General features: G+C 70.2%; 8 protein-coding genes and 1 pseudogene. 6 read left to right on the plus strand and 3 right to left on the minus strand.

Annotated elements, in window-relative coordinates; translation table 11 throughout:
* Position 1: 1 nt before the first annotated feature.
* Entirely contained in the window at positions 2–556 is a 555-nt protein-coding gene (locus tag FIF60_RS10980) for a chromate transporter (RefSeq protein ID WP_144186120.1), read from the minus strand.
* Between the two features lie 14 nt (positions 557–570).
* Entirely contained in the window at positions 571–2376 is a 1806-nt protein-coding gene (locus FIF60_RS10985; RefSeq protein ID WP_144186121.1) for a gamma-glutamyltransferase family protein, read from the minus strand.
* A 135-nt stretch (positions 2377–2511) separates the two neighbouring features.
* Here FIF60_RS10985 and FIF60_RS10990 point away from each other — a divergent pair, with 135 nt between their 5' ends.
* The 6 genes and pseudogenes from FIF60_RS10990 to FIF60_RS11015 all read left to right on the plus strand — a co-directional run bounded on the left by FIF60_RS10990 (position 2512) and on the right by FIF60_RS11015 (position 10007).
* Positions 2512–5379: a molybdopterin oxidoreductase family protein gene (locus FIF60_RS10990; protein WP_144186122.1), complete on the plus strand. Its 2868-nt coding sequence runs from the start codon at positions 2512–2514 to the stop codon at positions 5377–5379.
* Complete coding sequence (locus FIF60_RS10995; RefSeq protein WP_144186123.1) at positions 5376–6107, plus strand: 4Fe-4S dicluster domain-containing protein; 732 nt, start codon at positions 5376–5378, stop codon at positions 6105–6107. The genes FIF60_RS10990 and FIF60_RS10995 overlap by 4 nt, the downstream gene beginning before the upstream one ends.
* Positions 6108–6112: 5 nt before the next feature.
* On the plus strand, positions 6113–7063 hold the full coding sequence (locus FIF60_RS11000; RefSeq protein ID WP_144186124.1) for a dimethyl sulfoxide reductase anchor subunit family protein: 951 nt from the start codon (positions 6113–6115) through the stop codon (positions 7061–7063).
* Between the two features lie 34 nt (positions 7064–7097).
* Positions 7098–7877, plus strand: a complete 780-nt coding sequence (gene otnI / locus FIF60_RS11005; protein ID WP_144186125.1) for a 2-oxo-tetronate isomerase — start codon at positions 7098–7100, stop codon at positions 7875–7877.
* 21 nt (positions 7878–7898) lie between these two features.
* Positions 7899–8798: pseudogene (locus tag FIF60_RS11010) on the plus strand (2-hydroxy-3-oxopropionate reductase); the annotation flags it as partial.
* A gap of 324 nt (positions 8799–9122) precedes the next feature.
* Complete coding sequence (locus FIF60_RS11015; protein ID WP_144186127.1) at positions 9123–10007, plus strand: helix-turn-helix domain-containing protein; 885 nt, start codon at positions 9123–9125, stop codon at positions 10005–10007.
* A gap of 16 nt (positions 10008–10023) precedes the next feature.
* Here the strand turns inward: FIF60_RS11015 and FIF60_RS11020 are convergent.
* Positions 10024–11484, minus strand: a 1461-nt coding sequence (locus FIF60_RS11020; protein WP_144186128.1) for a GNAT family N-acetyltransferase, incomplete at its 5' end; no start/stop codon positions are given.

The following is an 11484-nucleotide window of genomic DNA, read 5'->3' on the forward strand; positions in this document are numbered from 1 at the left end:
CTCAGGCCCTCCTGAACACGCCGTGCAGCGCAAGCGAGGCCGGGATGGCGCAGGCGAGCACGAGCACGAGCGGCAGGCGCAGGAGCGCGACCGCGGCGAACACGGCGGCGAACACGGCGATGCCGCGCCAGGAGGTCCGCATCGGCTTCGCCATGCGCCAGGCCGTGCCGAGCAGCAGCCCGGCCGCCGCCGCCGCCATGCCGAGTAGCCCGCCCTGGACGGATGCGAAGCCGGTGACCGTGCCGACGGCGGTCGCGAGCGCCATCACGATCAGAACGGGCACCACCACCATGCCGGCGACGGCCGCCGCAGCGCCCGGCCAGCCCGCATTGCGGTCGCCGATCGCTGCCGACATGTTGATCACGTTCGGGCCGGGAAGCACCTGGCCGAGCGCCAGCATCTCGGCGAACTCGCCCTCGGTCAGGATGCGGCGACGCTCGATCAGCTCGCGGCGCGCGAAGGGCAGGGTGCCGCCGAAGCTCTGCACCGAGATGACCAGGAAGAGAAGGAACAGATCGAGCCGCGTGAGCCGCTTCGCCTGTTCCACCTCGTCCATCTCGGCGCCCCGCCTCAGCGGCCGACGGCGTAGCCCTGCATTCCGCGCGGGTTGGCTCCGGCCTTCATCAGCCCCTTCTCGAGACGCGCGCCGGAAAGCCGCCCCTCGCTCCACGGCCCACCCATCTCGATGGCGTGGCCGCGGCGGGAGAGCTCGTCCGCCACCTCCTGGCCGAAGCGCTCCTCGAGCACGACGCGGCCCGGCCGTGCGGGCCGCGGCCAGAAGCTCGAGGGCCAGTGCTCGGTGTGGAAGCCGGGCGCGTCGATCGCCTGCTGGATATCGAGCTTGTGGTGGATCATCCGAAGCAGGAAGGCGAGCGACCACTGGTCCTGCTGCTCGCCGCCGGGCGTGCCGTAGGCCATCCAGGGCTTGCCGTCCTTCAGGGCGAAGGAGGGGGAGAGGGTGGTGCGCGGCCGCTTGCCCGGAGCGAGCCCGTTGGGGTGGTCCTCGCGCAGCCAGAACATTTGCCCGCGCGTGCCGAGCGGCACGCCGAGCTCGGGGATCACGGGGCTCGACTGCAGCCACCCCCCCGAGGGCGTGGCCGAGACCATGTTGCCGTGGCGGTCGATCACGTCGACATGGCAGGTGTCGCCGCCGACCGCGCCGAGCCGCGCGACGGTGGGCTCGCCCGCGCCGGTGTTGGAGCCGTAGCTCGCCGCGTTGCGGTCCTTCGCGCCCTGGTCGACCCAGGGCGTGTCGCGGCCGGGAACCGAGCCCGGGCGGAGCTCCATCGAGGCCGTGTCGCCGATCAGCATGCGGCGGACCTCGTTGTAGCCGTCCGACAGCAGATGCCCGATCGGCACGTCGGTGAAATCGGGGTCGCCGTACCAGGCTTCCCTGTCGGCAAACGCGAGCTTCTGTGCCTCGATCACCCTGTGCAGGAAGCGCGGGTCGACCGGCGAGGTCTCGTCGAGGTCGAAGCCCTTGAGCAGCGCGAGCGTCTGCAGGTAGGCCGGCCCCTGGCTCCAGACGCCGCACTTCAGGACCGTCACGCCGCGATACTCGTAGGCGAGCGGCTCCTCATAATGGGCCTGCCAGCGCGCGAGATCCTCGCCCGAAAGCAGGCCGCGATGGGTTCGGCCCGAGACGTCGAGCACGTCCTCGCTCCGGCAGAACCGGTCGATCGCCTCGGCCACGAACCCCTGGTACCAGGCCCGCCGCGCGGCATCGATCTGCGCCACGCGGTCGCCCCCCGCGGCCTCGCCCTCCGAGACGATGCGGGCATAGGTGTCGGCGAGCGCGGGGTTGCGGAAGAGGGTGCCAGGCTCGGGCACGTTGCCGCCGGGCAGGAACACCGCCGCGCTCGTCGGCCAGGCGGAGGCGAAGAGCGGCTGCATCGTCGCGATCGTCGCGGGGACGCGGGGCACGAGCGGCACGCCGTTGCGCGCGTAGGCGATCGCGGGCTCGAGCACCTCCGCGAGCGTCATCGTGCCGTGGTCGCGCAGCATGAGCATCCAGCCGTCGAACGCGCCCGGCACGACCGCGGGAAGGAGCCCAGTGCCCGGGATCAGCTCGTGGCCGAGCTCGTCTCGGATCTTCGCGACCGTCGCTGCCGCAGGCGCCGGGCCCTGGCCACAGATCACGCGCTGGCGCCCCTCCTTCGCGGAATGAAGGATGATCGGCACGTCGCCGAGCGGGCCGTTCAGGTGCGGCTCGGCCACCTGCAGCACGAACGCGGCCGCGACGGCGGCATCGAAGGCATTGCCGCCGCGCTCGAGCACGCCCATGCCGGTGGCGGAGGCGAGCCAGTGCGTCGAGGCGACGACGCCGAACGTGCCGAGGATTTCCGGCCGTGTGCTGAAAGTCGGGTTCCAGGTCATTCCGCTCCTCCCTGCGCGCCGCACCCTATAGTCCCGGGCCGCGGCGCTGGCCAGATGGGCAGGTTTGACGCAGGCGCCACCGCCGCTTAGCGTCCGCGCAACCCCGGCAACGTCGAGATCTCCCCCAAGGAGCGCATGGAACGGCTTGACCCCTCACCACCCGTCTCCGACGAGGTGAAGTGCACCACCTGCTACATGTGCGCCTGCCGCTGCGGCATCCGCGTGCACATCCAGGACGGGCAGGTCCGCTACATCGAGGGCAACCGGGACCACCCGGTGAACCGCGGCGTGCTCTGCGCCAAGGGCTCTGCGGGCATCATGCAGCACCTCTCGCCGGCACGGCTGCGCAAGCCGCTTCGGCGCGTCGGCCCGCGCGGCTCGGGCGAGTTCGAGGAGATCGAGTGGGAGGAGGCGCTCGGCCTCGCCCATTCCTGGCTCGCCGAGATCCGCGGCCGCGACCCCACCCGGCTCGCCTTCTTCACGGGCCGTGACCAGAGCCAGGCGCTGACGGGCTGGTGGGCGCAGGCCTATGGCACGCCGAACTTCGCCGCGCATGGCGGGTTCTGCTCGGTCAACATGGCAGCAGCTGGCCTCTACACCTTCGGCGGCAGCTTCTGGGAGTTCGGCGAGGCGGATTTCGAGCGCACGAAGCTGTTCCTGATGTTCGGCGTCGCCGAGGACCATGACAGCAACCCGATCAAGATCGGCCTCGCGCGTCTGAAGGAGCGGGGCGCGACCTTCGTCTCGGTGAATCCCGTGCGGACGGGGTATTCCTCGATTGCCGACGAGTGGGTGCCTGTGCGGCCCGGAACCGACGGCGCGCTCGTCCTCGCGCTGATCCACGAGCTCTTGCGCGCACGCCGCATCGATCTCGATTTCCTCGCCGCCTACACCAATGCGCCGTGGCTGCTGATCGAGGATCCCGGCGGCGCCGAACACGGGCTCTTCGCGCGCGACGGTGAGGGCAAGCCGCTCGTCGCCGATGCCGCCGGCGCGCTGCACCCGTGGGATGCTGCAGGCGTCACGCCCTCGCTCACCGCTGCCGTGACGCTTCCCGATGGCCGCCGCGCGAAGCCGGCCTTCGTGCTGATGGCAGAGACCTATCTCGACGAGAAATACTCGGCCGAGGCGGCCTCAGCCGTCACGGGCATCGCGGCCTCGCGCATCCGCGCGCTTGCCGCGCGCATCGCCGAGGTGGCGTTCGAGCAGACGATCACCGTCGAGACGCCGTGGACCGACTGGCGCGGCGTGCGGCACAAGCGCTTCGTCGGCCGGCCCGTGTCGTTCCACGCGATGCGCGGCATCAGCGCGCACGCGAACGGGTTCCAGACCTGCCGTGCGCTGCACGTGCTCCAGATGCTCCTTGGCGCCGTCGATTGCCCGGGCGCCTGGCGCTACAAGTCGCCCTATCCGCGCCCCACCCCGCCGCCGATCCGCCCGGGCGGCAAGCTCGGCGAGACCGGACCGAACGCGCCGCTGCCGCGCCCGCCCCTCGGCTTCCCGATGGGGCCGGACGACCTGCTGGTCGATGCGAAGGGCCGCGCGCTCCGCATCGACAAGGCCTATTCGTGGGACGCGCCCGTCGCCGCGCACGGGCTGATGCACCTCGTCATCCGCAACGCCTGGGCGGGCGACCCGTACAAGGTCGACCTTCTCTTCATGTACATGGCGAACATGGCCTGGAACTCGGCCATGAACAGCGCCGGCACGGTGCGGATGCTGACCGACACGAACGAGGACGGTTCGTACAGGATCCCCCGCATCATCTACGCCGACGCCTATGCCTCGGAGACGGTCGCCTACGCCGACCTCGTCCTGCCGGACACGACGTACCTGGAACGATACGACGCCATCTCGTTGCTTGATCGCCCCATCGGCAATGCGGAAGGGCCGGGCGACGCGATACGCCACCCCGTGGTGAAACCCGACCGGGACGTGCGCCCCTTCCAGGACGTGCTTCTCGACCTCGGCGCACGCTTGGGCCTTCCCGGCATGGTGCGCGAGGACGGCTCGCCCAGGTTTCCCGGCGGCTACGCCGACTACATCACCAACCACGAGCGGGGCCCAGGCATCGGCCCGCTCGCCGGCTGGCGCGGGGCGGACGGGTCGAAGCACGGAAAGGGCGAGCCGAACCCGGAGCAGCTCGCGCGCTACATCGAGAATGGCGGGTTCTGGAAGATGCACCTGCCGGACGATGCGCTGTTCATGAAGTTCGCCAACAAAGCCTATCTCGACCATGCCGTGGCGATGGGCTTCATGGGCAGCGCGGCGCCGATCGTGCTGCAGCTCTATGTCGAGCCCTTGCAGCGCTTCCGGCTTGCGGCGATGGGGCATGGCGCGAAGCAGCCGCCCGATCACCTGCGCGCGCGCATCATCGCCTGCCTCGACCCGCTTCCAGTCTGGTACCCGCCCTTCGAGGGGGCGGCGCTGCCCGAGGCGGCATTCCCGCTCCACGCCGTCACGCAGCGGCCTGCGGCGATGTACCATTCCTGGGGAAGCCAGAACGCCTGGCTGCGTCAGATCCACGGCGAGAACCGCCTCTACATCAACCGCGGCACGGCAACGGCGCTCGGCATCGCCGACGATGACTGGGTGCATGTGACGAGCCATCACGGGCGCATCACCGTGCAGGTGAAGCTGATGGAAGGCGTCGAACCCTCGACAGTGTGGACCTGGAACGCGATCGGCAAGCGGGCAGGCGCCTGGGCGCTCGACCCGCGCGCGCCGGAAGCCATGCGCGGGTTCCTGCTGAACCACCTGATCAGCGAGCACCTGCCGGAGGCCGATGGCGGGGGAGGGCACCTGAACTCCGACCCCGTGACAGGCCAGGCCGCGTGGTACGACCTGCGCGTCCGAGTCGAGAAGGCAACGCTCGCCCCGGAGGCGACCGAGCCGCACCTGCCACCCCTGAAGCGACCGCCAGGCGTCACCACGCCGACCGGCCCGCTGCGCTTCGGCGCGGCGTTCGGCCGGTCGCCCGAGAACCGGAAGCCGCGGCCATGACCAGCCTTCCCTCCGCCCCGCCTGCGAGGAAGCTCGGCCTCGTCATCGACCTCGACACCTGCGTCGGCTGCCATGCCTGCGCGGTGAACTGCAAGGAGTGGAACACCGGCGGCCATTCCGCGCCGCTGACCGACACGGATGCCTATGGCATGAACCCCTCGGGCGTGTGGTTCAACCGCATCCACAGCTTCGAGGCCGGCGACGGCCCGGCGGGGAGGACGGTGAACTTCCCGCGCTCGTGCCTCCATTGCGACGAGGCGGACTGCGTGACCGTCTGCCCCACGGGGGCGAGCTACAAGCGCACGGAGGACGGCATCGTCCTCGTCAACCCGGACACCTGCATCGGCTGCAAGCTCTGCTCCTGGGCCTGCCCGTACGGCGCGCGGGAATACGACGAGGACGAGGGCGTGATGAAGAAGTGCACGCTCTGCGTCGACCGGATCGAGAACCAGAACCTGCCGGAGGAGGACAGGGTTCCCGCCTGCGTCTCCACCTGCCCGGCGCATGCACGGCATTTCGGCGACCTCGCCGATCCTGCGAGCGCCGTCTCGAAGCTCGTCGCCGAGCGGGGCGGGTTCGACCTGATGCCCGAGCTCGGCTATCGCCCGGTCAACAAGTACCTGCCGCCGCGCCCGCGCGCCGTGCTCCCTGCCGCGCCGGCCGCCGAGGCGCAGGAGCCCGGGCTGCCCGGGTTCCTCGGCTGGGTCGATCGCATCCTGTCGCGCTAGAGACCATGCATCCCTCAACCTCCGTCATCTTCTTCACGGTCGCCTCCGGGGCGGGCTATGGGCTGCTCGCCGCGCTCGCGCTTCTCGCCGTGATCGGGCTCATCGTTCCCGGCGGCGGGCTGCCGCTGCTCGGCCTCCTCCTCGCCCTCGGGCTGATCACGGCCGGCCTGCTCTCCTCGACGCTGCATCTTGGCCACCCCGAGCGGGCGTGGCGGGCGTTCAGCCAGTGGCGCTCCTCGTGGCTCTCGCGCGAAGGCGTCGCGTCGGTCGCGACCTACCTGCCTGCGGTGCTGCTTGCGGCGCTGTTCGTGCGCGCGGACGTGCCGCGCGGGCTCGTCGTCGCGGTCGCCGTTCTCGCGTTCGCCGGCGCGGTGGCGACGGTGGTCTGCACCGCCATGATCTACCGCTCTCTCAAGCCCATTGGCGCATGGCACAACCGCCATACCGTGCCCGGCTACCTGATCATCGGCGCGGCGACCGGGTTTGCCGTCGCCTATGCCCTGTTCGCCGGCACGGGCTCGAGCGCGGCCTGGGTCGCAGGCATCGGCGCGATCGTGGCACTTTCGGCGGGGTTCCTGCAGAAGCGCGCCTATTGGCGGTTCCTCGACACCGAGGACGGCCCGGCGAGCCCGGAGAGCGCGACCGGCCTCGGCGGGATCGGGCGGGTGAGGCTGCTCGACCCGCCGCACACGGGGCCGAATTTCGTGATGCGCGAGATGGGCTATGCGGTCGCGCGCAGGCACGCCGAGGCGCTGCGGCGCATCGTCCTCGTCGCGGGTTTCGTCGTCCCGGCCTGGGCCATCGCGCTCGGCCTCGGCCTCGCCGGCGGGCTCGCTGTCGGGCTCGGGACGGTCGCAGCCGTCTCGGCTTTGCTCGGCGCGGTCGTCGAGCGATGGCTGTTCTTCGCCGAGGCGCGCCACACCGCGATGCTGTATTACGGCGCCACCAGATCCTGACCATCCGCCACGGACCGTCCCCGGGGGAGAAAGCATGCCCAAGTTCGCCGCCAACCTGTCGATGATGTACACCGACGAGCCGTTCCTGAACCGCTTCGCGCGCGCCGCGGGGGCCGGGTTCCACGCCGTCGAGTTCCTGTTCCCCTATGACTATTCGCCTGGCGAGGTGACACAGGCCGCCCGCGCCGCGGGCGTGCAGGTCGTGCTGTTCAACACCGTTCCGGGAGACTGGACCAAGGGCGAGCGCGGGCTTGCCGCACAGCCTGGCCGGGAGAAGGAGTTCGTCGACGGTGTCGCCAAGGCGCTCGACTACGCCGCCGCGCTCGGCTGCCCGAACATCCACGCGATGGCGGGGCTCGTGGCCGCGGGGGCTGACCGCGAGGCGATGGGCGAGACCTACAGGCAGAACCTCGCCACGGCCGCGGCGATGGCCGCCAAGGCAAAGATCAACGTGCTGATCGAGCCGATCAACACCCGCGACATCCCCGGCTTCTTCCTGAACCGCACCGAGGAGGCAGCGGCAATCATCGCCGATGTCGGCGCGCCGAACCTCAAGATCCAGTTCGACATCTACCATCGCCAGATCATGCAGGGTGACCTCGCGCGCGCGATCGCCGAGCACCTGCCGCTGATCGCCCACATGCAGCTGGCCGACAACCCCGGCCGCAACGAGCCTGGTACGGGCGAGATCAACTACCCCTTCCTGTTCTCCGAGATCGACCGCCTCGGCTTCGAGGGCTGGATCGGGTGCGAGTACAAGCCGAAGGGCGATACCGATGCGGGTCTCGACTGGTTCGCGCCCTTCAATGGCTGAGCCGGCGAGGCGGAATTCCGGGACAAGGAGAGAGCGGGAATGAAGGTCGGGTTCATCGGACTGGGGATCATGGGGCGCCCGATGGCGCTCAACCTGAAGAAGGCCGGACACGAGCTGTTCGTGCCCGAGCGGAAGAGCCTGACTGACGAGATCCGTGCCGCAGCGACGGTGGTGGCAGACGCCAAGGCCGTTGCCGCGGCCGCGGAGGTGGTGATCCTGATCGTGCCCGACACGCCCGATGTCGAGCATGTGCTGTTCGGCGCGGGCGGTGTGGCCGAGGGACTCTCCAAGGGCAAGCTCGTGATCGACATGTCCTCGATCAGCCCGACCGCGACGAAAGAGTTCGCGAAGAAGATCAACGCCTTGGGCTGCGACTATCTCGATGCGCCGGTCTCGGGCGGCGAGGTGGGCGCCAAGAACGCTGCGCTGACCATCATGGTCGGCGGCCCGCAGGCTGCGTTCGACCGCGCCAAGCCTCTGTTCGAGGCGATGGGCAAGAACATCACCCTCGTCGGCGAGAACGGGGCGGGGCAGACGACGAAGGTCGCGAACCAGATCATCGTCGCGCTGAACCTCCAGGCTGTCTCGGAAGCCCTTGTGTTTGCAGCAAAGGCGGGAGCCGATCCCGCGAAAGTGCGGCAGGCCCTGATGGGCGGCTTCGCCAATTCCCGCATCCTCGAGGTGCATGCCGAGCGGATGATCAATCGCACCTTCAACCCCGGCTTCCGCATCCGCCTGCACCAGAAGGACCTGAACCTCGCCCTTGCTGCCGCGAAGGACCTCGGCGTGGCGCTGCCGAACACGGCGATCGCGCAGCAGATGTTCAGCGCCGTCTCGGCCGCAGGTGGGGCGGATCTCGACCATTCGGCGATGGTGCAGGCGCTCGAGGCGCTGTCCTCGCACAAGGTCGCGGGGAACTAAGTATCGCGACGCTCCCTTCAACCGGCGCGTGAGGGTCACGCCGGGGCGGGGGGAATCGCCAACTTGACCACAACCGCAGGGCCGTCATGCATCCGCATGGCGGCCCTGTCACATAAGCGATGCAGCATCGACTCGCGCGTTTCTGGTTTCTGCCCAACTGGTGAAACATGGTGCTTGAAATCGCGCATCGCGAGCAGTAGGTCTATTCCAGCCAAGCATGTCGCACGTTATGAGACGGCCCATGCAGGGATTCGCGACCATTTTGGTCGCGTGCGGTGAGGAGCAGGGCTCGCCAGCCGTCGGAACTGGCAGCCGGAGGGTAGCATGCGGTTTACAGAGATCGGCCAGCAGTTGCGCCAGTATCGCCTTGAGAGCGGCCTGCGTGCAGAGGAGATCGCCGCGCGCCTCGGCGTCTCGCGCGCCGCCCTCTACCGCTACGAGAAGGGGGAGGTGATCAAGCTCGACACGATCAAGCGCCTCGCCGAGCTTCTCAAGATCTCCCCGCTCAGCCTGCTCGGCATCGGTGTCGAGTACATCTCCCGCGCTGCCGGCTATTTCGAGCGCGTGCGCGTCCTCGAGGAGACGACCGACCAGATCCTCCAGGCATTCGGGCCGGTAAGCTACCTCATCACCTCCGACCTGTTTGACCAGTGCCTCGCAGAGATCTACGCCGACGCGGCCGATGCCGCCGGAAGCGACCGGGCGGCCTGGCGCGCGCAGGGCGAGCAGGTTCTCGCCGTCCTCGCCGCCCGCAAGCGGGTGTACCAGCAGCGCCGCCCGTCGATCATCGCGATCATGACCATCGCCTCCGTCCGCCGCTTCCTCGAGCTCGGCGTTGGCGGCGCGATGCCGATGTCGGAGAGGATGCGCGCCCAGGCCCGCACCGTGGCCGCCACCGAGTGCGAGAACATCGCCACGATCATGGAAACCGAGCCGATGGGCGTACAGCTCGGCCTCATGACGGGGGCGGAGCCGAACGGCAACTTCAAGATCCTGCGCAACCGCGAGCGCGCCTATCTCGCGATCAACCCGTTCCGGCTCGAGGCGCACCCCTCCGCTCAGACCGGGGTTGCGATGATCACCGGGGCCGACGAGGCGCTGCTGATGCACCAGAAGGTCGCCGAATCGCACTGGCGCGAGGCGCTGAAGGGCGCATCCGCCGCGGCCAAGGTGCGCGAGCTCGTCGCCGCGGCGCGCTCGGGCGGCTGACGCGCCGCGCCTCGGCTCAGCCCGGGGCCTGGGCGTCGAGCGAGATCGAGGCGACCATCACGTCGGGGTCCTCCGCGCTTCGCTTGAGCGCGAAGCCGAGGCGTTCGACGAAGCGCAGCATCGGCCGGTTCTCCGCCAGCACGTCGCCCGCCACCCGCCTGATGCCGACGCTCCGCGCCCAGTCGAGGGCGGTGCGCATCAGCCGCGATCCGAGGCCGGCTCCCTTGGCGTCGGAGCGGACGACGATGGCGAATTCGCCCTCCTCGCCGTCGCGGATGATCCGGACCACGCCGAGCGTCTCGGGGCCGTGCTCCCCCTCGCGCGTGGCGATGAAGGCCATCTCCCGGTCGTAGTCGATCTGCGTCATCCGGGCGACCTGCTCCGGCGACAGCGCGCGCAGCGGCGCGAAGAACCGGTAGCGCACGTCCTCCGGATCGAGGCGCGCGAAGGCCGCGGCATGCGCATCGGCGTCCTCTGGCCGGATCGGGCGGAGTGTGACCTCGCGTCCGTCGGCGAGGGTTATGCGTCGCGTGAGCTCGGCCGGGTAGGGGGCGATCGCGAGATGGGCGGTGCCTGTCGCCGGAACACGGTCGATCGTGATCCACGCATCGAGGGCCATCACTCCCGCGGGGCCGGCAACGAGGGGGTTGATGTCGCAGGTGGCGATTCCGGGGAAGTCGACGGCGAGCTGCGAGAGGCGAACGAGCGTCTCGTGCACGGCATCGAGATCGGCGCGGGCGCTGTCGCGGAAGCCGGCGAGAAGCCGGGCGACGCGCGTGCGCCCGACGAGGGCCGCGGCAAGTGCGAGGTTCAGCGGCGGCAGCTCGGCCGCAACGTCGCCGATGATCCGTGCAGCCGTTCCACCCTGGCCGAAGGCGATGGCAGGTCCGAACAGCGCGTCGCGACCGAGCTGGAGAAGCAGCTCGTGCTGGCCCGCGCGGGCGATCTGCCGCTGGACCAGGAACCCCTCGCGGCGCGCGCCGGGTGCGAGCCTGTCGATGCGCGCCTCCATCGCGAGTGCGGCGGCACGCACCGCCACCTTGCTGTCGAGGTCGAGCACCACGCCGCCGACGATCGTCTTGTGCGGGATGTCGGGCGAGCGGATCTTCAGCACAACGGGGAAACCGAGCGCCGCTCCGGCTTCGCCCGCGCTCTCCGCATCGGCCGCGACGCGTGACGGCGCGGTGGGGATGCCGTAGGCGTTCAGCACGGCGGCGGCCTCGTCCTCGGTCAGCGTCACCCGACCGTCCGCGCCGGCGCGTGCGGCCCGGCGTGCGCGGGCGAACAGCCTCCGGACCGTCTCACGGTCCGGCGCGATGCCGATGATCGTGCTCGGCGGCAGTTCGCGCGCGGCAAGCCGCGTTCGGCGTTCGCGGATCAGCACGCCGACGGCCCGCGCCGCCGCCTCGATGGTCGAGAAGGCGGGAATGCCGGCGGCGGCAAGCCGCGCGCGCCCGGCCTCTGCCGCCGCCCCGCC

The organism is Elioraea rosea, from assembly GCF_007644105.1.
In the GTDB taxonomy this organism is placed as follows: domain Bacteria; phylum Pseudomonadota; class Alphaproteobacteria; order Acetobacterales; family Acetobacteraceae; genus Elioraea_A; species Elioraea_A rosea.